This is a genomic window from Rhodococcus sp. NPDC080181, assembly GCF_040702225.1.
Classification (GTDB): domain Bacteria; phylum Actinomycetota; class Actinomycetes; order Mycobacteriales; family Mycobacteriaceae; genus Rhodococcoides; species Rhodococcoides fascians.
Genome location: NZ_JBFBKN010000002.1, coordinates 124996 through 146490 on the forward strand (window position 1 = coordinate 124996; position 21495 = coordinate 146490).

Consider the following 21495-nt stretch of genomic DNA (forward strand, 5'->3'; position numbering starts at 1 on the left):
TCCCCTCGAGCCCAGCATTCGGTCCAGTTGCATTGCGCCATAGCTCTAGTAAGCCCCATCGCTACCAGCCACAGCCTTCATAGTTTTCGCGATAATCAGTAGGTCGCCCACCATCGACCAGTTCTCGACGTACGAAAGATCAAGTCGCACGGTCTCTTCCCATGACAAATCGGATCGGCCGCTGACTTGCCACAAGCCAGTAACCCCCGGCTTGACCAGCAGACGACGACGGACTTCACCGTTGTAGGTCTCTACCTCGCGCCGCAGCGGCGGTCTAGGGCCTACGACGCTCATATCGCGCCTGAGGACGTTGATGAACTGAGGAAGCTCATCGAGGCTGAAGCGACGCAAGATCTTGCCGACGGGAGTTACCCGCGGATCGTTCCGCATCTTGAACAGAACCCCGCCGGCACCCTCGTTCCGGTCGAGTAGATGTGCCACCTGCTGGTCCGCACCGATGGTCATGCTGCGGAACTTGATCATCGAGAACGGCTTTCCGTCGATGCCCATCCGCTCCGACTTGTAGAACACCGGTCCGCGACTCGTCGACTTCACCGCGATCGCTACGGCGAGCAGTACCGGCGAGATCAGTATCAGAACCAGCGCTGCGAACGTCAGATCGAAGGCGACCTTGCTGAACCGCGTCGCGCCGTTGTACTGGGGCTTCTCGACGTGGATCAGCGGGAACCCTGCGACTGGCCGCATCACCAATCGAGGGCCGGCCACGTCGACGACGCCAGGCGCAACCACAAGGTCGACGTCCTTTTTCTCCAAGTCCCAGATCATCTTGCGAATGCCCTTGTGGCCGAGGTGTTCGGTGGCCGTCACTGCGACGGTGTCGGCACCGCACTCGTCGATTGCAGAGAGGACGTCTCGCTCACTACCGAGTACCGGGATGTCGGCACCCTCGACGTGAACGATTCCATCACTAGGCACCTCGTAGCCGGGTATGCACATTCCCACCACCGCGTAGCCCGAGGACGGTGAACGCTCGAAGGACTCTGCCATCGACACCGCGGCTGCGCGGCTTCCGACGATCAGAACCGATGTCTTGTACTTGTCCTGGGTACGGAGTCGAGTAACTACTTGTCGCCACAGCCAGCGGCTGACAAGTAACGCCACCAACCCGACAGGTAGGGCGATGGCGAGATACAGACGCGCAAAGTCGATACGAAATAGCAGCGAGACGATGGCGATGACACCGAAGAGCCGGAAGGTGGCTGACACGATGCGGCGATACTCCTCGGCACCGTTACCGATGACCCGCGTCGACCGGGTTCGAAAGATTGCGAGAAATGCGATCCAGACGCTCGCCACTGCAACGGAGACACCGGTGTAGATAGCCGAGTTCGCCAGGCCGGTTGTTTCGACCCCTCCGAAGCGTACGATCTGGGCGAGGGCGACGGACAGGACCACGGCCAGCACGTCGGTCACCCGAAGGCGGGCGATGTACTGGCGTTCCCACACATGCCTGGACGTGAGCTTGCGAGTTTTCAACTCCCCGGACCGTGAGGATCCCCAGAGTGAGCGTGGTGCAGCCCCGACAGATGCCACCTGCTCCCCTCCTTCTGCGCTTCCGCGATCACCATGGTGGTCGCTGGTCTATAAATCGAAACCAATCTGGAATGCGACTGGTCTCGAATTGAAATGTTCCCACGCTGCTATCCGAAGCACCATGGGAGCGGCGCAGATCACAGATGAATAACAGCTCCCGTTTGGTTTACCACACCTACGCTGACTAGGCGAAACGGGGCGACAGGGGCTTACCTGGTGTAACCGCCGCGTGGTCGAAAAACGTTACACATGAGCATCATCGACTTACTCTGGTGAGAATTCACAGCGCTCCGTGCTGTTTATCGTGCGATCCAACCTCCAATAGGCGCGCTCGCGTCACCGAACGAACCTCGATACTTGTTCTCGGGCGCAACAACAGGCGAATCGACTTTTATTAAGTGTCAGTTAATTCGGATTACAGATACATGCCGATAAAGTAGCGCACAATTCATTCGATCGAATGAATTGTGCGCTGCACTTGTTTGTCAGTGCTCAGGGACGACCCAGGCCTCGGTAGTTCCAACCCGCAGCCCGCCACTGCTCCGGGTCCAAGCAGTTGCGGCCGTCGATCAGCTTTTTGCTGCGCACCACGCCGTCCAGGTCGCTGGGAACCAGCGCCTTGAACTCTTTCCACTCCGTCAGCACCAGCACCACATCGGCACCCTCACAGGCTTCGAGAGCGGTGTTGTTGTAGGTCAGCGTGGGGAACAGCGCCCGGGAGTTCTCCATGGCCTTCGGGTCGTACACATTGACTGTTGCACCCTGTAGCTGGATCTGACCGGCCACGTTCAGAGCCGGTGAATCACGAACGTCGTCGGAGTCGGGCTTGAAGGCCGCACCCAGCACCGCCACCCGGGCACCGAGTAGAGAGCCGCACGCCTCCCGCGCCAACTCGACCATGCGGGTGCGGCGTCGCATGTTGATGTTGTCGACCTCGCGGAGGAACGTCAGAGCCTGATCGGCACCGAGCTCGCCGGCCCGGGCCATGAACGCCCGGATGTCCTTGGGCAGGCAACCACCACCGAAGCCGATGCCAGCGTTGAGGAACTTGCGACCGATGCGCTCGTCGTGGCCGATGGCGTCGGCGAGGACGGTCACGTCCGCTCCGGCGGCCTCACACACCTCTGCGATGGCGTTGATGAACGAAATCTTGGTGGCAAGGAAGGCATTGGCAGAGGCTTTGACCAGCTCGGCCGTGGCCAAGTCGGTCACCAGAAAAGGGATCTGCTCGTCGAGCAGCTGGGCGTAGACCTCGCGGGCAAGTTCTTCTGCTCGACCCGGACGGTCACGATCGACCCCTAGAACTAGCCGGTCGGGATGCAGAGTGTCTTTGACGGCATAGCCTTCGCGAAGGAACTCGGGGTTCCACGCGACCTCGACGCCGTCGCCGGCCGGTGCCAGTTGACGGGCCAAGCGGCCGAGTCGCTCGGCGGTACCCACAGGGACGGTCGACTTACCGAAGATCACGGCGGGCTTGGTGAGCAATGGCGCGAGCGTCTCGATCACCGAGTCGACGAACTTCATGTCGGCTGCGAACTCCCCCTTCTTCTGGGGGGTGCCGACACCGAGAAAATGAACCTCCGCGAAGTCCGCGGCTTCCTGGTACGACGCGGTGAAGCGCAAGCGACCGGCCGCGATGTTGCGCTGCAGCACCTCTTCGAGACCGGGCTCCCAGAACGGAACCTCTCCTGCCTCGAGCTTCGCGAGCTTGGCCGGGTCCACGTCGACGCCCAGAACCTCGTGGCCGAGTTCGGCCATGCAGGCGGCGTGCGTGGCACCGAGGTAGCCGGTACCGAAGACTGTGATTCGCATTCTGCTCGTTCCCCGTCGATTGCGCTGATGAGCGATGTTCGGTCGAGACACAGTCTCGAGATTGTGAGGGCCACCGATCAGGTCACGCCCGCACCTGCGAATAGTAAACACATTTCGGGCCGCCGCGGTACTCGAGCGCCCGCTCTGAACGGGCGGTTACGCATAGGAGAACAACAACGGCGGATCGGCGTCGAACGGGCCTCAGTACGCGCCTTCACTCTTGGCGACCGCAACAGCGGTCTTCGCGATGATGAGCAAATCGCCTGTCATGGACCAATTCTCGACGTACGAGAGATCCAGACGCACGCTCTCTTCCCACGACAGATCAGATCGGCCACTCACCTGCCATAGCCCGGTGATGCCCGGCTTGACCAGCAATCGTCGCCGCACTTCGCCGTCGTAGGTTTCGACTTCTCTGCGCAGCGGCGGGCGCGGACCCACCACACTCATCTCGCGGGTGAGGACGTTGACGAACTGCGGAAGCTCGTCGAGGCTGTATTTGCGCATCACCTTGCCGACGGATGTGACGCGGGGGTCGTCGCGCATCTTGAACAGCACGCCCGCACCCTCGTTGAGGGCAGCGAGATCCTGCACCCGCTTGTCTGCGCCCTGCACCATGCTGCGGAACTTGATCATCTGGAACGGCCTGCCGTCCATACCCATTCGCTCGGACTTGTAGAAAATCGAGCCCTTGCTGGTGAGCTTGATGATCACGGCGAGGGTGAGCAGAATCGGCGAGATCAACAGCAACACCGACGCGGCGAAGACGAGATCGAAGGCCGTCTTCCCGAATTTTTTGGCCCCGTTGTACTGCGGCTTCTCGACGTGGATGAGCGGGAAGTCCGAGACCGGCCGCATCACCAGTCGCGGGCCGGCGACGTCCATGACGCCGGGAGAGACGACAAGATCGACTTTCTTCTTCTCGAGGTCCCACACCATCTTTCGCAGGCCGTGATGGCCGATGTGCTCGGTTGCCGTCACCGCGACGGTGTCTGCGCCGGAGACCTCGATAGCCTCGACGACGCTGTGTTCGTCCCCCAGCACCGGAATGTCGATGCCGTCGATCGTGAAGGACGCGGCGCTGCTGGGCTCGTAGTTGGGCAGGCAGATGCCGACCACGCTGTAACCCGCTCCGGGAGAACGCTCGAACGACCTCGCCATCGACAACGCCGAACTCTTACTTCCGACGATGAGCACCGCCGTCTGATACTCACCACGCGCACGCTTGCGAGCGACCACCTTGCGCCATCCCCATCGGCTCAGCAGCAACCCGATCAAGCCGACGGGAAATGCGATGGCGAGATACAGACGCGCGATGTCGAAGCGAAACAGCAGAGACAGAATTGCCACGGTGCCGAAGAGACGGAACGTGGCCGAGATGATGCGTCGATACTCTTCCGAGCCATTGCCGATGACCCGAGGGGAACGGGTGCGGAAGATGGCGAGGAACGTCGGCCACAGCACGGCGAGGGCACCCGATACGCCGATGTAGCCGGCAATCGACCATGGATTGCGAAAGTCGATCTCACCGAAACGAATGATCTGCGCAACCGTCACGGCGAGGAACACCACCAGCGTGTCGGTGATGCGCAGTCCATCTATGTAGTGCGACTCCCACTCGCGACGGGAGGTCACCTTGCGCAACCGCCGAGCGTCGCGTCGAGACACGACCGATCCCAGCGCGCCCGAGCCGCTGATCGCCAACTGATTCCCCTATGCATCCGCTGTATCGCGCCCTGCGCGATCGACACGACTGCGTGCCACCCCACGGAGCAGACTAGCTGGTCCTACTTGCTTTGTCCTGATGAAGATCGGCAGGTAGACGCAGGTCGTTACATGTTTTTGCGGGATTGCCTCGACGTGTCCGCTACGTTGCAAACGGCTCTCGGAACTCCCCCTCGGGAGGTTCCCGCCCTTTCATTAGCTCCGAATCGTCAGATCGAAGTCAAGGGTTGTCGGTCGAACGTCGGACCGATACCGAGGTGCTAGCGTGTGGCGACTTCGGGGGGAGCGTTGTGAGTCTGAAAATGCGTCTACTGCGCGTCGCGGCGTTACTGGGACTGTTCTTGGCGGTCGGCTACCTGCTGCCCAAGCTCGGCCCACAAGCACCGAACTCGTACCAGGGCGTCACCGCGCCGACGTCGGAGGCAGCCACAACGCTGCCGCCGACGGGAACCACGACTGCCTCGAAGCCTCCGCCAGGATTTCCATCCATGGAATTTGCTCCCCCGGAGAACGACGTTCCCGACGGCGACCCGATCCCCATCGACACCAAATACGGCATCCGCTACACAGTGCCGGGAGACTGGCAATTTCAGCGGGGTGGGGTCATGGGGTGGGAGAACGACGAGGAGTCACTGCGCTTCGGCGACTTCGCGGAGTTCGAGTACGACTACTGCCCCGAATTTCGGGACGGAGTCTCGAAGGCAAGCACCGGAATCACCGGCCGTAGCGGAGTGGACGTGCAGACTGCGGCGTTGGAAGTGAGTCGTCGAACTGACATCATTTTTCGGCGGACCCCCGACGACGACGCCGTTATTCGATACTCCGAGCCCGTCAACCTGCAGATCAATGGCGCACCGGCGGTTCGGTACACCGTCACCGCATCGAACCTCCTACAAGAGTACGACTGCGATCCGCCAGCGGCATCCATCGACATTGTTGCAATGCAGGGCTTTTCGAATGCGACCGTCGCCGTGTTCATGGTCTTGGCCGAACAACAGTCCGATCGATCGATCTCGCGCGACACGATCGACGACATCATCGCCAGCCTTCGTCGAACGCCAGGGGATTGAGGATTCGCATGGACGAGAAATTCAGGGCCTTCCCCGAGGAGATTTCCGGCCTCGGACGTCTGGTGTCCGAGATCAGCAGTCAGACGATGAAGTCGTACAAGTACTTCAACGAGAATGCCGTTCCCGATGCGGCCGAGGCGGGAGCACTCCTCGGGACGCTCGTTGCACCCCTGGAGGGCATGAAAGACATCTGGCTCGGCAGGCACGTTCACCTGGCGGTCAATTGCGGAGAACTCGGCAACAATCTCAACACCGCGGCATGGCTGTACTCGGATCAGGACCAAAGAAACTACGAAGCGCTCAATCGACACACCCACGGCCTTCCGGTCGGTATGCCCGGATACGACCCCGGCGACGCGAATCGCGCCGCGACCGGCAGCGTCGACGACTACTCCGACGTCGTCGACTACGGCCGGCCCGAAGGAATCGACTACCCGGCCCCCGCGACCTTCCCCGACGACTTGGCGGCCGTCATCGCCGATGCAGCCGGGTGGCTCGGTGATATCGACAACGCCATCGAGCACCTGATCGGACACAGCCCATTGCAAGAATTGGTCCGCCCGGTCGGCGGAAACTGGAATGACCTCAGGCGACTCGGGGGTGCCTACCGCATCGCCGGTGAGGCGATGGAACACGGCGGCGAAGCACTGGCTGGTGGGACCTCGCGGGTGGATCCGAAGTGGAACGGATTGGCAGCCGTGGCCTACAAGGGCTACGCCGCCAAGCAGGTCGAGGCCATGAAGTGGGAGGGTGCGTGCGGGCGCGTAGTCGAAGCCGTCGCAGAACGAGCCTCCGAGGAGATCAGGGAGTCTGCCCACGCGTTGGTCAGAACAGTCCGTGAGATGGTCGAGAAAGAACTGGATCTGACCACCGGCGAGAAAGTCGCAGAATTCTTGGTCAAGAAAGCCGGGATTGCTGGAATCACTTATCAGCTCTATCGCGTCTACGACATTCTCCGCACCGGATACGACCTGGCGATGACGCTCTACGAGTCAATCCGGACGGGCATCGCGGCGCTGAATGAGTTTCTCGAAATCGTCGCCAGCCCCAGCGGCTACATGAACGAGCAGTTCGCGCAGAAGCTCGCACCGGTTACCAAGTGGCTCAACCGAGCAGATCTCGCCAAGGATATCGTCACCACCGCCGATGCGGGCCCGATGTACCACGTACCGCAGGACCCTTACTCGTTGGGCACCGATAAGCAACCCTGGGCAGATGCATGATGGAGTCCGACGATCCCGTTCTGCGCCAAGCACTTCGGAATATGACCGACATCTTCGACACTATGGCCGAGACCCGCGCCCGCGTCCAGCGCACCCCGCTGCCCTCGTTCGACCAGCCACGCATGGTCGACAGTTCGATGATGTACGACATCGCTTCACTGACAGGGGCGTCCGCGGAACTGAAGGCCTATGCGGAGCGGGTGGGTGCGGGCGAATGCCGTTGGAACGAAATCGAAACCCTTTCCGTCCCAGTGCCACCGGAAGTCGCCGAGTTGAAGCTCGACCCCATGCTCATCTGGTTCCCCGCATCTGCTCCGTCCACACCCGACGACGAACTGCCCTACAGAATTCCGTGGCAGTAGTTCCTCCTACTCGGCGCTCGGGAACATGCTCCGGTACTCCCACATCCGCTGTCCCAGTTCACGTTAACCCTCGCCGTAGTAGCGGATCTCGGTCTCGCTGTTGTATACATTTCTCGACCCAGGGACGTAGACCACCGATGCCCGACGCCGCGGGGTATCGGCGTGCACCGCGTCGATCACGGGGTGACTGTGCTCAGCGCCGGGTTGCCCACCATCATGGATTTCGGGCCGGTCTTCGTGCACTCGCTGCGTGACTCCGGAACCGACCCCGCCGACCCCGCCGACCCCGAACAGAACTTCGGACTGCTGCGGGCAGACTTCACCCACAAATCGGCATTCGACGTGGTGCGGGGTCGTAGCGCTGCAATTCCCGCTCCACTCTGGGGCCGGTGTCGCGGAATCCCCGCTGCTGAACCGTCGAGTGGAGCGTTCTGTGCGACTACTCTTTCGGCATGCGTCGCGTCGGATCGTCCCTACTTCTGATGGGCGTCGCAGTCGCAGGCGCGTGTATCAACCTGAACCCGTTGTTAGACAGCGATATTGCGAATTGACGGCTGCCTTACCGACCCACAGGGAGCGGGGACCATCCGCAGCCATTACAACTCGATCGATCCCTCGATCGGCCGGCGGGATCGGTGCAGCGAGTGTCGCACTCGAGCTTCGACGGCGGTGCCGCGATCTGACCGCGCCCGGATCATGCCGAGCAACACGAGCGCTGCGGCTACCGCGGTGATGGCGAACCCCGCTACGGTGACTCCGGTTTGGAACGAGGCCGCTTCGTCGGCACTCCACGTTGTGGACGAGATATTGCCCGTGAAGAGCGCCGCAAGGATGGTGCCGGTGACAGCGATCCCGATGCCGGTGGCGACCTGGCTCGACGTATCGACCATGGCGGCACCGATTGTCGTGCGATTCTCCGGAAGGCCGGTCATGACATTGGTACCTGCGACGACACCCACGATGCGCATCCCGACGGCGACGAGAACGAGGGCGAGCGCGATCCAGATATAGCCGAAACGGCTACCCCCGGCGAAGACGGCGAGGCCCAGAACGACCGCCGCCGCGCTGATCCAGGCTGCGTGGTTCATCCCCACCCTGCGCAGGAATGGTGCGACGAGTCGGCCGCTGAAGAGCAACACGATGACCTGAGGGAGCATCCCTATCGATGCGAGAGCCGGCGACCAGCCCCATGCGAACTGCAGCTGAAGGGTGACCATGTAGCCGAGGCCTGCGATTGCCAGACCGGAAGCGGCTTTGTAAGCGAGGCCGCTGGACACGAGGGGGAGGGCCACGAGTTCGAGGTCCAGGAGCGGGAACGTAGCGGTGCGTGCGCGGACGACGAAGAGGACTGCCGCTGCCACGGCACCGGCAGTTGACGCCCATGGCATCCACGAACCTGCGCTCTGTTCGACGAGCAGGGTCGGCGCTACGAGCGCCAGGACGATGGTGGCCGTGCCGAGGAGTGCCCCCACAACGTCGAGAGGGTCGCGGTGCAACTCCTCGGGGAGGTCTTCGGCTACGCCCATGCGGATTCCGATGAATGCAAGGATCGCGATGGGTACGTTCATCAAGAGTAAAACCTGCCAGGGTGCGAAGGCCAGAACGAATCCGCCGACGGTCGGCCCGACCGCCAGTCCCACCAGGCCAACCGTCGAGATGAGGGTGAGCGCCCTCACGCGTAGCGACTCCTCATCGAAGAGTCGGAAGGCCAGCGCCATGGAACCGGGGGTGGTCATCGCCGCAGCGACACCCATGACGGCACGGACTGCGACGAGTTGCTCGGGTGTTGTGACGAGGACGATGGCAGCGCTGGCGACGGCCAGCAGCGTCAGTCCGAGCAGCATCACACGGCGTCGGCCGAATTGGTCTGCGATGGCGCTGAACAGCAGCATCAGTCCGCCGAATACGACCGCGTAGGCACCGGTGACCCACTGGAGCGCGGTGGTCGACGCGTCGAGTTCACGCCCGATGGCGGGAAGAGCAACGTTGAGGATGGAGTTGTCGAGCATCTCGAACAGGAACACAGCCGAAAGGCCGGCTAGAGCTACCGCCGCGGCTTTCAAGGTGTGCGGACGGTGCCGCGGCGAGGGGACGTGCGCCTCATCAGTATTGTTTGTAGCTCGCTCTTTTTTCGGGCTCATGGCACCTCTCCGGTCAAGGGAGAAGTGGCGGCTCGATGGAGCGGCGTGCGAACGCGGCTGACAGCCAGCGCTTTTACTTCCGGTGCAGTCAAATTAGCAGGCGATCGGGTCAGCAGCAACCGAACATGCCATCTTCACGGACCGCTCGCCTCGGCTCGGCTGACCACGGACTTACCGCCCGCGTTCGCCTTCGATTGCCGAACCGTCACTCAACCACCGCCGACGAGCGCCTGAAGCGGGCACCTCAGACCCCTACAACGTGAAGGGTCTCAATGCGAGAGCACAAGGTGGGCGGAGACGCCCGATGATCGAATACGTGGATGTCGGTGACGCGAATAGTGCTCCCGTTGAATACACTTCGAGCAGGGGCCACCGCGCCCAGAGACAGGGTTGATGCGAGCACCGCCTCGCCGCCCGAACTCTGTGCAAGGAGATCGATAATGAGCGCAACCACCGTGGGCTTCGGCCGCATCGCAGCCACGATTCCCGTCACCGACATACAGCACTCGATCGAGTTCTATCGCGACGTGCTCGGCATGACCGTGACCTTCACCAACGGCAGCCCGCCCGGATTCGTCATCATCCGGCGAGATGCCGCCGAACTGCACCTGACCTTGGTGAGCGGACACCGAGCTGGAACCTACAACGTTGCGCACCTGATGGTCGAAGACGCAGTGGGCCTCTACGAGCACCTGGTCGAACACCAGGTGCGCATCGTCAAACGTCTGCGCGACGCCGACTACGGACTTCGTGGCTTCGTTTTCTGCGACCCGGACGGGAATCGAATTGACGTCGGGCAGCCTCTCCAGTAGCGGCGGATCGCGTGATTGCCGCTTCGGCCCGCCGACGGGAAGCTGAAAGTGATCACCTCTAGGTGGGCGACGATGTCAGAGATGATTGTGCGGGGAAAGCGGCGCGCCTCGCTCAGTAGTAGGTACCCATGACGGTGCGGACTTCGTCCAGGGTCTGCTCTGCAATCGCATTGGCGCGCTGGTTTCCCTGGCGCACTACCGACTGCACGTAGCCGGGGTCGGCGGCGAGCTTTGCCCGTCGACGGCGATGTTCTGCAAGGTACGAGTTCACCGCCTCGGTCACAAGGGTTTTCAATGCGCCAGCCCCTGCGGAGCCGATTTCAGCAGCTATCGCGTCCGGTTCCCTGCCCGTGCACAGGCCCGCGACGTTGAGCAGTGCTGACACTCCCGGTCGCGTCTGCGGATCATAGGAGATGTGTCGCTCAGAGTCCGTGGCCGTTCGACGTACCACCTGAGCTGTCTGGTCCGGTGTCATCGACAGCGTGATCGCGTTGCCGAAACTTTTCGACATCTTGCGCCCATCGAGGCCTGGAACGTCGGGACTCGAGGTCAGCAGTGCTTGTGGTTCGTCGAACACCGCGGCGTATCGGTCGTTGAAGCGCCGTGCGATGACCCTCGCCATCTCGATGTGAGGGAGTTGGTCCTTACCGACGGGGACTACGTTGGCCTTGCAGAACAAGATATCCGCCGCCTGGTGCACCGGATACGTCAGCAACAGACCGCCCAGGGCGCGGCCACTGGCGGCCAATTCGGCTTTCACCGTCGGGTTTCGGTGAAGTTCGGCCTCGGTCACCAAGCTCAGGAACGGCAACAGGAGTTGATTGAGGGCGGGTACCGCCGAATGTGTGAAGATCGTCGACCTGTCGGGATCGATCCCCGCCGCCATGTTGTCCAAGGCCGCGTCGTGCACGTGCCGTCGCACGTGCCCGATTGCATCGCGGTCCGTAATCACCTGGTAGTCGGCCAAGACGATCATCGTCTCGACACCGAGATCTTGCAGTCGCACGCGTTCTCGGATCGTCCCGAACAGGTGCCCGAGATGCAGTGGCCCGGTGGGCCTTTCCCCGGTCAACGTGCGATACCGGCCCGGATCGGCCGCGACATTCGTGGCGAGCACGTTGCTGCGCTCGACACTGGAGATGTAGGTGTGGGTGCTCATTCGAAGACCTCTCTGCACGAACGGAGCGGGCTGCATCAGCCGCGCGTCTGGTCCGTACGAAAGATCAGCGGGCTGAGATACAGCCCGCAGGACATGGTCGACCGGGCTGCTAGCGCAGCCACCACCAAGCCTGATGAGTGTCGATCACCCCGACAGGCTAGCAAGCTCGACCGAAGTAGATCGATCACAGCGTCGACGGCGTGGAGCGCCGCGGCGTTCCATTCGGGGTACGTCCGTAGGGAGGCGGGCACTGCCCGCAGGCGGGATGTAAGACCGTTGGCCGACGCCGGTGGGGTGGCCACCTCCCGGCCGTCAAGATGGTCGGATCTCAATGCGGGAAGCAAATGGATGATGGCACGCTGGAACTTGCAGCCACCGGGAAACTCTAATGCCGATGGATAGCTACTAGCGTCGCAGCAAATCTCGGAGTTTTGGCGCGAGTGTCAAAGCAGCCGCGATGATTTGGGCAGATCTCGGCGCACTCATTGGCTCTGCATCGAGCCGTATCCGCACAGAACGCGGCGCCGACGAACTGTGAGGAGCCGCGTGGCGCGCCTAGACATCGCATGTCTGTAGCCGAGTGCGATGACGGTGTAGGCGTGCCATGCATATTCCGGTGTCCTGCGCCGGTTGAACTCGCCTGAGTGAGCATCGCCCCGGGCGGCACTGATCGCGGCCATGACGACGACCTTCGCTGTCGCAGGTCGGGCTTTCGCCGGTCAGCCAACGACATTTGGATCGAGACCGGCTCAGGACAGGTCCGATCGCGGGTCGCGTTGCCGGAATCGACTCGGCGCGAGCCCGGACCAACGTTTGAACGCGACACTGAAAGCACTCTCGGACCGGTAACCGAGCTGCGTTGCGAGTTCGGTTACCGATGACGATCCGTCGTCCAGCGACCGTTCGGCCAAGCGCATTCGCCACCTGAACAGGTAGGTAAGAGGGGGAACGCCGGCGGTCGTGGTGAACCGGTGGGCGAAGCTGCTCCGCGACATCGCGCACGCCGCAGCAAGTTCGGAGATATGCCAATCTCTGCCCACATCGGCGTGCATGAGCTGCAATGCCGGACGCAACCGGTCATCGGCGGCGGCACGGACCCACCCTGATGGCAGCTCATCCGCCGCTGCCACCCATGCCCGAAGAACCTGCACCAACAGCAACTGCGTCAGCTGAGCCGAGGCAGCCGTGCGACCAGCGCGTTCGTGGGCGAATTCGTCGAAGAGCTCCTCGAGGACCCAGGCCGCAGTCGTCGCCTCGCGCGCTCGACCGTGTAGATGCAGGACGGGAGGGATTGCGTCTCGAAGGAAGTCGTCGGCGGCGTCGAACAACTCGATGTGCGCGGTGACGCAAACGTGGTCGGCGTCGCGATCGATCGGACGAACCGGATCGTTCTCCCGCAGCTGCACCGGCGGTTCATGCAGATCGCTTCCCATGTCGAAAGACGTGCGGCCGTCCACCACCAGAACCTCGCCCGCGTCGACCCGCAGGTCTGCCGGTTCGGAGTCGAGCCGAAACCACAGGGACCCGCGGATGACCCCCAGAATTTTGATTCGACCCGGGGCCGGGGACCGTACTGCCCACGCACCTGATCCGGAGATACCGCCGGACAGCACGCATCGCGCGCGGGAGATCCGGAGAAGGTCGGACATGAGATCCACACACACACTTTAGGACTCTGGCGAAGGTATTGCGGCGTCTCGATGATTCACAATCCAAAGTCTTGACGTCAGACTGGACAGGACCCACTTCTCGCCGATTCGAGCTGCGGCGGGCAGGCACACAGCGCGCCTGATGGTCATCCATCCAGCTCACCGAAAAATCGGAGTTCCCCATGGCCTTCACTGTCATCCTGCACGCCCAAGCCAAGCCCGGCCGCAGTCACGATGTCGTCGACTTCTACCGTGAAACCCTGGGTGCCACCCGCTCACGGCCCGGTTGCATCGGCATACGGGTTGTGCGCAGCGCCGACGACGACACCGCATTCGCACTGATCGAGCAATGGGACGACAAACGCGACCAAGAGGCCTATGCCGCATGGCGAGCCGAGACCGGCGGCGATGTCTTGGCGCAATTCGGCGAACTACTCGCCGCACCTCTCAGGATCGAGTTCTACGAAGAGATCAACGCCTGAGCTCGAATCCGCCGGCTCACCGGCATCGGGTTCCCATGCCCGAAACCATCCACAGCAACCGAGCCGACACCACCGCTGACCGTAGGAAAAGGATCCATTGTGCGCATTGTCATCTTCGGAGCCACCGGCATGATCGGGCAAGGAGTACTGGAAGCCTGCCTGCGTGACGAGCAGGTAACCGATGTTCTCGCCGTAGGCCGTACACCCACCGGTCGCGCCCACCTCAAGCTCCGCGAACTTCCCCTCGATGACTTCGCCGACTTCACCACCGTTCAGAACGATCTGGTCGGGTTCGACGCCTGCTTCTACTGTCTGGGCACCTCTGCCTTCAAGATGAGTGAGACGCAGTACCGCCGGGTCTCCTACGACTTCCCCCTGGCCGCCGCCCGGGCACTGCTGACCACCAATCCCGATCTCGTCTTCACCTACGTCTCCGGCGTCGGCACCGACAGCACCGGCACGACCCGCATGATGTGGGCGCGCGTCAAGGGCGAGACGGAGAACGCTCTGCTGGCACTGTCACCACGCGCCTACATGTTCCGCCCCGCGTTCGTCCTCCCTCTGCCCGGTACAACATCGAAGACTGCGTTGTACGTCGTGCTGTACAAGGCGCTCGGCCCGCTCTACCCCGTGCTGCGGCGAATCGCCCCACGCTACGTCACCACGAGCCTGCAACTGGGTCACGCGATGATCCGAACCGCAGGCGGCGGCATGCCCCGTCATGTGTTGGCCACGGCCCACATCAACCAACTCGCGGCCTCCTGACGCTCACTTAAAAGTCCGCATGGGCGGGCTGCGGCGCAGAATGCGAGCAGCAAACCTCTTCGGGTGGAGTCCGATCCATCGCCCTTTCGGTTAGCGACGACTCGTCCTCACTCCTGCGATTGTGCCCACTCGCTCGACGTTGCATCTATGCAGCCACAGATGCAACCGCGAGCGGGCCACTTGGCCGCCATTCACGTTGGTCACGCAGTAATGCCCAGAGAACGTCGACGAGTCTGCGAGCGAGTGCGATGGTGGCCTGAACGTGTCGTTGGTGTTCGGCGCGTTTACGTTGGTAGAACTCTCGTGACGGTCCTTCTCTTTGCGCACTGCTGAAGGCCGCCATGAAGAAGACGTGCCGTAGTCGTCGGTGGTAGCGCTTGGGGCGGTGCAGGATTCCGGTGCGGGTTCCGGAATCGTTGGGAACGGGAGCAAGCCCTGCGTAGGCGGCCAGCTTGGCGGCGGTGCCGAATGCGGCGAGGTCACCCGCGGCGATGGCAAGGAACTCTGCTCCCAGGCGCGCGCCGATACCGGGGACGCTCTCGATGATGTGGGCCTGGTGGTGACTGCGGAAGCGTTCGACGATCTGTTTATCGAGAGCTTTGATCTCGTGGTCTAGGTCGAGCAGCTGCTCGGCGAGACGAATGACGAGTTGTTCGGTGGTCGATTCTGCTTGTACTGCAACGGTTTGCGCATCGGCGGCGGCGAGCGCTTTGGTGACCATACCGGGGATTGTCGGCCGTCGGACACCGAGTTCGCGGAGATGGGTGCTGATCTCGTCGGTGCCGGCGGTGCGGATCGCGGCTGGAGTGCAGTAGCGGGTGAGCAGGGCCAGTCCGGTGCGGGTGGTGTAGTCGAAGGCACGCTCGAGTTCAGGGAAGATCCGCAGTAGAAGTGCACGGAGTCGGTTGATGCGGGAAACCCACTCCCCCATCAGATCCGCCCGGTAGGCGGTCAGCAGTCCGAGTTCGGCGACAACGTCGTCCGGGGTCGTGATCGCGGTCAGGTCGCGGCGTAGACGAGCCGTCTCGGCGATGACAACGGCGTCCTTGGCGTCGGTCTTGCCTTCACCGGGAAAGGCACCGGTCATGCGGTTGACGACGCGACCGGGCACGTAGGTGACCGTCTGGTCGGCTGCAATAAGGACGGCGAGGAGTAGAGCTGATTCGGGTGAAGTCAGATCCACCGCCCACCGCGTCTCGGGTGAGCCGTCGATCGTGTGCGCTTTGGCGAGAAGACGTTCGATGCTGTGTTGGTCGTTGTTGACGCGGATTGACCACAGTTGCCGACCAAAGTTGTCGATCGCAGCGGCGTGGTGAGCGGCTTTGCCGATGTCGATACCGATCCACACCGCATCCGATTGTGCTGTCACAGAGTTCCTTCCGTCGAAGTGCCCCGACTGGGTGGACGGCTCCGCCGGCGTTCCTCTAAGTAGCGACTCTCTCGCAGATACAACGTGTCTCAATCAGCGGCCGGAGTGTCCGCGACGAACGAGGTGTCCATCCTTCCCAAGCCACACCAGCGGCGGGTGATTGTCAGCCTCGCCTCGAACGTCGTCGGGCACCTGAAGCGATCACCTCCAGGTAGGGACGATTTTAGAGGTGGTTGTGCGGGAGCGATGGAGACCGGCCCGGCTCGGTGTCGCGATAGCGTCGAGCATCATCCTTGGCAGGAAAATTATTTGCCTTCCCCGTAGGCTCGAATTCACGGTCGACAGTCACTTCAGCCGCAGCACTCCAGCGGAGGTTGAATCGAATCCACATGCAACGGAATAGAATTCGATTAAATGTTCCTCGTAATCGACGTGCAGCCACTCGATATCGGCTGTACGCAGATCGGAAACCAAATAGGAGACGAGCCTGGTGCCGATCGCCTGGTGTCGCCATTCCGTAGCAACTGCCGTGTCGAGCAGGAACGCGTGCTTGCCACCGTCCCATGCTGCGTTGACGAATCCGCACAGCACAGTGCCATGAAAGGCACCAACCCACGATTTGCTGTGGCGCTGCAACCGAGATCCCCACGGCGCCAACTCGTAGTTCCCCCCGAACGCATCGTGATGGAGCTGCGATAGCTGGACATCATCCACGTCGAAGCGGACTCGGAAATCGATAGCCATGCCGAACAGCATAGAAATGCTGACGATAGCCCGCATTCAGGCATGGAACGGCGTTCCAGTTGTGACAGGATCAGCGCATGCCAGTCAAGAAGCCGACACCCGCGCGACGTTCCGATGCACTGTCCAAAGTGCGCATCGTGCAGGCAGCGATCGAGATGCTCGACGAGGGTGGCACCGATGCTTTGACGTTCCGCACTCTCGCCGCACACCTGTCCACGGGCGCCGGAGCGCTCTATCACCACGTCGGGAACAGGGAAGATCTGCTCGCGGCAGCGGCCAAAGCCGTCATGGCGTCAGTGTTGGAATCCTCGCCCGAGATCGAGTCGACAGAGCAGGGCGTTCGCGGCGTGATGATGAGGGTGTTCGACATGATCACCACGCGGCCATGGGTGGCGACGCAACTCGCCGGCGCACCGTGGCAGCCGGCCGTCATGCATCTGTTCGACCGCATCGGAACCGAACTGGACGTCCGCGGAATTCCGGAGAATGAGCAGTTCGATGCCGCGTCCGTGCTCATGTACCACGCTCTCGGGGCTGCGAGCCAGCGCAATGCCGGGAGGCAACTAGCCGCCACGGTGACGGACCGCGCGACATTTCTCGACTCCACACGCTCGGCGGTGACGGATACCGGCGACTATCCGTTCCTGACCCGAATCGCGTCACAATTCGCCGAACATGATGATAGAGAACAGTTTCAGGCCGGTGTCGACATCATCCTGGCCGGGATCGACCGAACTAGCGCAAGACGATGAAGACAGCGCACAGGAGAAATACTCCGGCGGTGGTTCGGTCCACTATGCGTTGACCACCGCGGTCGAAGAAGCGACGAAGGCGCAATCCAGCGAGACCGTAGAGCCCGATGATCACTGCCATGACCGTGGTGAGGGTGAGTCCGAGCAACAGATAGTCCTCGACGTGCACTTGGGTGAGGTCGATGACGCCGGGGAGTAGCGCAACGTAGAAGCCGATGGCTACGGGATTGGACATGGTGAGCACGATCCCGAGGCCGACACTGTGAGCTCGGCGGGGCGTGTCGCGCGTGGGCGCTGATAGCGCCGGCGCTCCGGCTGTCCTCCACTTCTTCGCGGCGAGGTAACAGAGGTACCCAGCGCCGGCCCAGGTGAGGACGCGAAGGATCGGCTCGTAGGCCGCCGTCGCCGCGGCGAGTCCTGCCATGGCCATGCCGAGGAGAGTCAACTTTCCGACGACGATGCCGGCCGCCAGTCCAGGAACGCCCCGGAACCCGGAGTCGAGGGATCGAGCCATCACCGCAACAACTTCGGGGCCGGGGGTGGCAGCTGATGCCGCGAACACTCCGGCGAACAGCGCGAGATCGGAAATGCCGATCACTGCCCGTCGCCGTCGACAGTGCGCGATGCGATCCGCGTCGGTGCCGTCACGTGCCGGGGGTGTTGATCGAGCCAGTCGAGGACGGTCTGCGCGTGGCGGTCCGGTGGGAACACAGGGTAGAACACATGCTCGATAATTCCCCCGGTGATGACGAGAGCAAGTCGTCGGTAGACCGTGAGATCCTCTGTGCTGAACGTCGGTAGTCCGATCACGTCGTGCAGAATCAGTTCGCTGTCGGTGAGCAGCGGATAGGGAAGTCGCAGTGCCCCAACCAATTCCGATTGATATGCGACGGGCTGGCTCGAGAGTCCATAGACCGCGCTGATCCCGGCCTGCACCAGCTCTGCATAGTGGTTACGCATGTCGCAGTTGTGCGGGCTGCATCCGCGGGCACCGGGGATGGCGTCCCAACCGTCGGGCATGTCGTGTCCTGGTGCACCGGTCATCGGAAATACATAGACCAGGACACGGCCCGTTCCGAGAGCGGCGAGGTCGACGTGGCCACCGTCGGTGGACGGCAACCGGGTGGTCGGCATTGCCACTCCGTAGAGATGATCGGTCGCTCCGTCGTCGTGTGGAACGTCCAGGTCTGCCGGCAGCGGGGCGAGATTGGGGTTGTGCGCATCGGCGGTGGCCCACTCGTCGGCCATCCGTGCGCTTGCCTGGGCGAGGTTGGCGACCAGCGCGACGCGTTGTCGGTCGAGGTCGTCGATGGCCTGTTCGACCCGCTGGATCGCCCGGCGATACCCGGACAGCGAGGCGGGGCAGGTGTCTGCGTGCAGACTTCCGACATTCAGGCAGTCGATGAACGGGTGCATGTCCGCGAGCGGAATTCCGAGTGCATTCAGGCGGTGGATCTGCGCGACGACTCGAACCTGGTGGCGGTCGTACATGCGGTAACCGTTGGCGGCCCGTTCGGGGACAACGAGATTCAGTGCCTCGTAGCCACGCAACGCCTTCGACGAGGCACCGGTCTCGCGGGTCACATCTCCAACACTCAGCAGGTCGTCCATCTCCGTACCGTAAACCCGGCCCCCAGGGGACAGGTCAAACGCGAAAGGCGACCGAGGGCGTCCGCCTACTTGACAGCGTTGGAACAGTGTTCCATTCTTACTTGGAACACTGTTCCAACAATGAGCGGAGACATACATGAAGACATCCATCTCGATCATCGGTGCAGGACTCGGCGGCCTGGTGCTGGCACGAGTACTGCACGTTCACGGAATCGCCGCCACGGTGTACGAGGCCGACGCCACGGCCGATGTGCGCACTCAAGGCGGGCAGCTCGACATCCACGAGGAGGACGGGCAGGTCGCCCTCGCCGCAGCCGGGCTCACAGAACAGTTCCGCGCCATCATTCACGAGGGAGGCGAAGCGACTCGCGTCCTGCGTCCGAACGGCGAGGCTCTGCTCGACGAAGCCGACGACGGCACCGGCGGTCGACCGGAAGTGCTGCGCGGCGACCTGCGACGCATTCTGCTCGACTCACTGCCGGCCGACACCGTTCAGTGGGGGCACAAGCTCACCTCCGTCCGTCCCTTGGGCAATGGGCAACACGCACTCGAGTTCGCGAACGGAACCATCGCGGTCAGCGATCTGCTCGTCGGTGCCGACGGCGCGTGGTCACGAGTCCGATCCCTGCTCTCGGCTGCCCAACCCGACTACGTGGGCACCGTCTTCGTCGAGACCTATCTCCACGATGTCGACGCACGTCACCCCGCCACCGCCCGCGCAGTCGGCGGCGGTGCGATGTTCGCCCTCACCCCGGGTAAGGGAATCTCCGTGCACCGCGAGGCCGGCGACATCCTGCACACGTACGTTCAGCTCAATCGCAGCGTCGACTGGATCGACGCGATCGACTTCACCGACGCCGCCTCGGCCAAAGCGACGGTCGCAGCCGAATTCGATGGATGGGCACCGGAATTGACGGCGTTGATCACCGACGGCGAGACCGCGCTGGTTCCCCGAAAGATCTTCACGCTACCCAACGACCACCGCTGGGATCACACGCCGGGAGTGACCCTCGTGGGCGATGCCGCGCACCTGATGCCTCCCTCCGGAGACGGCGCCAATCTGGCGATGTTCGACGGCGCAGAACTCGCTCGCGCCATCGCCGATCACCGCGGCAACATCGATGCAGCCGTGTCCGTCTACGAGAAGGCCATGATCATCCGAAGTGAAGCGGTGGCCATCCAGTCACACGAAACGCTCGACCTCTGTCTTGGGGAACGCTCCCCGTTCGGAATGATCGACCTGATCACCGGCGTCACCCCTGTGAGCTCGGGTGATCGTCTCTCGCAGTAGCAGATTCACTGTCCGACGCCGTATCGAGCGCGAGGGCTACAAGCAGCCGCAAGCCGTCCTCGCTGGTGCTGCCGGCCGCGGCGCTCAGGACGATCATCTCCATTCCCGGCTCACCCGGCAGAGCGAAGTTCTCCTGATGAAGCTCCAACAAACCCACCAGCGGGTGGCGGTAGGCCTTGCGCCCGTGCGTTCGAGCGCACACATCAGCGCGTGCCCACAGTCGACGGAATCGGTCACTCCTCATGGACAATTCACCGATCAGTGACGCCAACTGCGCGTCGTCCGGGTACTGCCCCGCAGCGAGCCGAAGGTGTCCGACCACATCCATGGTGCAGGTGTTCCAGTCGTCGTACAGCCCCCGCTCGGCTTCCTCGAGAAAGATGTGGCGCGCAGTGTTCAACCCCGGGATCGGCTGGCCGTACAGCACCCGCGCAAGTCGGTTGCCCGCAAGCACATTCATACGGTGATCCATGATGAACGCAGGCGCTCCCTCGACCAGATCGAGCACGCGTAGAAGTTCGGGGCGCACGCGCCCCTTCGGGGTCTTCGCAGGTCGACGACGTCGACGGGCAAGCCGATCCAGGTGCGCCCGCTCGGTGTCGTCAAGAGCGAACACCCGCGCCAGCGCATCGAGAATCTGCTCGGACGGCTGTGTGGCACGGCCCTGTTCGAGACGAACGTAGTAATCGATGCTGACACCCGACAGGTGAGCGACCTCCTCGCGCCGCAGCCCGTCGACGCGGCGATACCGGTCGACGGGGATTCCGACCGACGCCGGATCGACACGGGACCGCCGAATTCTCAAGAAGTTCGCCAAATCGTCCACACCTGAAGTATCCCCCGGATTCGTCGGTCGAGAGTGGTACCGCCGATACCAGGAACACCGACCACAGGACATCGCGCCCCTGAACGAGACGGGCAGAACGAGACAGGGTGAAGGCGTCACTCGAACACAACTCGACAACAGGGAGCAC

20 protein-coding genes are annotated in these 21495 nt (G+C 62.6%); 9 read left to right on the forward strand and 11 right to left on the reverse strand.

Annotated elements, in window-relative coordinates; translation table 11 throughout:
• Positions 1-45 precede the first annotated feature (45 nt).
• The 3 genes from AB0O58_RS02815 to AB0O58_RS02825 all read right to left on the reverse strand — a co-directional run bounded on the left by AB0O58_RS02815 (position 46) and on the right by AB0O58_RS02825 (position 5034).
• Entirely contained in the window at positions 46-1554 is a 1509-nt protein-coding gene (locus tag AB0O58_RS02815) for a sugar transferase (protein ID WP_366237843.1), read from the reverse strand.
• Between the two features lie 492 nt (positions 1555-2046).
• Complete coding sequence (locus AB0O58_RS02820; protein ID WP_366237844.1) at positions 2047-3366, reverse strand: UDP-glucose/GDP-mannose dehydrogenase family protein; 1320 nt, start codon at positions 3364-3366, stop codon at positions 2047-2049.
• A gap of 201 nt (positions 3367-3567) precedes the next feature.
• Positions 3568-5034, reverse strand: a complete 1467-nt coding sequence (locus AB0O58_RS02825) for a sugar transferase (RefSeq protein WP_366237845.1) — start codon at positions 5032-5034, stop codon at positions 3568-3570.
• 347 nt (positions 5035-5381) lie between these two features.
• Here AB0O58_RS02825 and AB0O58_RS02830 point away from each other — a divergent pair, with 347 nt between their 5' ends.
• From AB0O58_RS02830 to AB0O58_RS02845, 4 genes are all read left to right on the forward strand, one after another.
• On the forward strand, positions 5382-6161 hold the full coding sequence (locus AB0O58_RS02830; protein ID WP_366237846.1) for a hypothetical protein: 780 nt from the start codon (positions 5382-5384) through the stop codon (positions 6159-6161).
• An 8-nt stretch (positions 6162-6169) separates the two neighbouring features.
• Positions 6170-7384, forward strand: coding sequence for a hypothetical protein (locus AB0O58_RS02835; RefSeq protein ID WP_366237847.1), 1215 nt, complete (start codon positions 6170-6172; stop codon positions 7382-7384).
• Positions 7385-7425: 41 nt separating this feature from the next.
• Entirely contained in the window at positions 7426-7746 is a 321-nt protein-coding gene (locus AB0O58_RS02840) for a hypothetical protein (RefSeq protein ID WP_366237848.1), read from the forward strand.
• 183 nt (positions 7747-7929) lie between these two features.
• The gene (locus AB0O58_RS02845) at positions 7930-8229 is read left to right on the forward strand and encodes a hypothetical protein (RefSeq protein WP_366237849.1); all 300 of its coding nucleotides are present in this window, start codon (positions 7930-7932) and stop codon (positions 8227-8229) included.
• 113 nt (positions 8230-8342) lie between these two features.
• Here AB0O58_RS02845 and AB0O58_RS02850 read toward each other — a convergent pair whose 3' ends face one another.
• Positions 8343-9770 (reverse strand): MFS transporter, encoded by a 1428-nt coding sequence (locus AB0O58_RS02850; RefSeq protein ID WP_366237850.1) that lies wholly within the window; start codon positions 9768-9770, stop codon positions 8343-8345.
• 557 nt (positions 9771-10327) lie between these two features.
• On the opposite strand from AB0O58_RS02850, the gene AB0O58_RS02855 reads away from it, so the two are divergent.
• Positions 10328-10699, forward strand: coding sequence for a VOC family protein (locus AB0O58_RS02855; protein ID WP_032374932.1), 372 nt, complete (start codon positions 10328-10330; stop codon positions 10697-10699).
• A gap of 112 nt (positions 10700-10811) precedes the next feature.
• Here the strand turns inward: AB0O58_RS02855 and trpS are convergent, their stop codons facing one another.
• The gene (gene trpS, locus AB0O58_RS02860) at positions 10812-11858 is read right to left on the reverse strand and encodes a tryptophan--tRNA ligase (RefSeq protein WP_366237851.1); all 1047 of its coding nucleotides are present in this window, start codon (positions 11856-11858) and stop codon (positions 10812-10814) included.
• Positions 11859-12607: 749 nt separating this feature from the next.
• Entirely contained in the window at positions 12608-13507 is a 900-nt protein-coding gene (locus tag AB0O58_RS02865; protein ID WP_366237928.1) for an AraC family transcriptional regulator, read from the reverse strand.
• A 182-nt stretch (positions 13508-13689) separates the two neighbouring features.
• Between AB0O58_RS02865 and AB0O58_RS02870 the strand changes: the two genes are divergently transcribed.
• Positions 13690-13989 carry an antibiotic biosynthesis monooxygenase gene (locus AB0O58_RS02870; RefSeq protein ID WP_204847404.1) on the forward strand — a complete coding sequence of 100 codons (300 nt, stop codon included), beginning with the start codon at positions 13690-13692 and terminating at the stop codon, positions 13987-13989.
• Positions 13990-14088: 99 nt separating this feature from the next.
• On the forward strand, positions 14089-14754 hold the full coding sequence (locus AB0O58_RS02875) for an epimerase (protein ID WP_032387696.1): 666 nt from the start codon (positions 14089-14091) through the stop codon (positions 14752-14754).
• A 145-nt stretch (positions 14755-14899) separates the two neighbouring features.
• Here the strand turns inward: AB0O58_RS02875 and AB0O58_RS02880 are convergent, their stop codons facing one another.
• The gene (locus AB0O58_RS02880; protein ID WP_032387695.1) at positions 14900-16123 is read right to left on the reverse strand and encodes an IS110 family transposase; all 1224 of its coding nucleotides are present in this window, start codon (positions 16121-16123) and stop codon (positions 14900-14902) included.
• A 345-nt stretch (positions 16124-16468) separates the two neighbouring features.
• Complete coding sequence (locus AB0O58_RS02885; RefSeq protein WP_032375119.1) at positions 16469-16867, reverse strand: GNAT family N-acetyltransferase; 399 nt, start codon at positions 16865-16867, stop codon at positions 16469-16471.
• Positions 16868-16944: 77 nt separating this feature from the next.
• Here AB0O58_RS02885 and AB0O58_RS02890 point away from each other — a divergent pair, with 77 nt between their 5' ends.
• Positions 16945-17619, forward strand: a complete 675-nt coding sequence (locus AB0O58_RS02890) for a TetR/AcrR family transcriptional regulator (protein WP_032374928.1) — start codon at positions 16945-16947, stop codon at positions 17617-17619.
• On the opposite strand, the gene AB0O58_RS02895 is transcribed toward AB0O58_RS02890, so the two are convergent.
• Complete coding sequence (locus AB0O58_RS02895; protein ID WP_052063104.1) at positions 17603-18217, reverse strand: LysE family translocator; 615 nt, start codon at positions 18215-18217, stop codon at positions 17603-17605. The two genes, AB0O58_RS02890 and AB0O58_RS02895, sit on opposite strands and share 17 nt — an antisense overlap.
• On the reverse strand, positions 18214-19230 hold the full coding sequence (locus AB0O58_RS02900; RefSeq protein ID WP_366237852.1) for a MerR family transcriptional regulator: 1017 nt from the start codon (positions 19228-19230) through the stop codon (positions 18214-18216). The genes AB0O58_RS02895 and AB0O58_RS02900 overlap by 4 nt, the downstream gene beginning before the upstream one ends.
• A 136-nt stretch (positions 19231-19366) precedes the next feature.
• On the opposite strand from AB0O58_RS02900, the gene AB0O58_RS02905 reads away from it, so the two are divergent.
• A complete protein-coding gene (locus AB0O58_RS02905; RefSeq protein WP_366237853.1) occupies positions 19367-20521 on the forward strand; it encodes an NAD(P)/FAD-dependent oxidoreductase in 1155 nt (384 codons plus the stop codon).
• Here the strand turns inward: AB0O58_RS02905 and AB0O58_RS02910 are convergent.
• Positions 20484-21347 carry a helix-turn-helix transcriptional regulator gene (locus AB0O58_RS02910; RefSeq protein ID WP_366237854.1) on the reverse strand — a complete coding sequence of 288 codons (864 nt, stop codon included), beginning with the start codon at positions 21345-21347 and terminating at the stop codon, positions 20484-20486. The two genes, AB0O58_RS02905 and AB0O58_RS02910, sit on opposite strands and share 38 nt — an antisense overlap.
• Between the last annotated feature and the right edge of the window lie 148 nt (positions 21348-21495).

Excerpts from the sequence above, each read along its gene's own strand:
- AB0O58_RS02820 (WP_366237844.1), bottom strand. The coding sequence starts at position 3,366 with ATGCGAATCACAGTCTTCGGTACCGGCTACCTCGGTGCCACGCACGCC.
- AB0O58_RS02835 (WP_366237847.1), top strand. The coding sequence starts at position 6,170 with ATGGACGAGAAATTCAGGGCCTTCCCCGAGGAGATTTCCGGCCTCGGA.
- AB0O58_RS02840 (WP_366237848.1), top strand. The coding sequence starts at position 7,426 with ATGACCGACATCTTCGACACTATGGCCGAGACCCGCGCCCGCGTCCAG.
- AB0O58_RS02855 (WP_032374932.1), top strand. The coding sequence starts at position 10,328 with ATGAGCGCAACCACCGTGGGCTTCGGCCGCATCGCAGCCACGATTCCC.
- trpS (WP_366237851.1), bottom strand. The coding sequence starts at position 11,858 with ATGAGCACCCACACCTACATCTCCAGTGTCGAGCGCAGCAACGTGCTC.
- AB0O58_RS02865 (WP_366237928.1), bottom strand. The coding sequence starts at position 13,507 with ATGTCCGACCTTCTCCGGATCTCCCGCGCGCGATGCGTGCTGTCCGGC.
- AB0O58_RS02870 (WP_204847404.1), top strand. The coding sequence starts at position 13,690 with ATGGCCTTCACTGTCATCCTGCACGCCCAAGCCAAGCCCGGCCGCAGT.
- AB0O58_RS02885 (WP_032375119.1), bottom strand. The coding sequence starts at position 16,867 with ATGGCTATCGATTTCCGAGTCCGCTTCGACGTGGATGATGTCCAGCTA.
- AB0O58_RS02890 (WP_032374928.1), top strand. The coding sequence starts at position 16,945 with ATGCCAGTCAAGAAGCCGACACCCGCGCGACGTTCCGATGCACTGTCC.
- AB0O58_RS02900 (WP_366237852.1), bottom strand. The coding sequence starts at position 19,230 with ATGGACGACCTGCTGAGTGTTGGAGATGTGACCCGCGAGACCGGTGCC.
- AB0O58_RS02905 (WP_366237853.1), top strand. The coding sequence starts at position 19,367 with ATGAAGACATCCATCTCGATCATCGGTGCAGGACTCGGCGGCCTGGTG.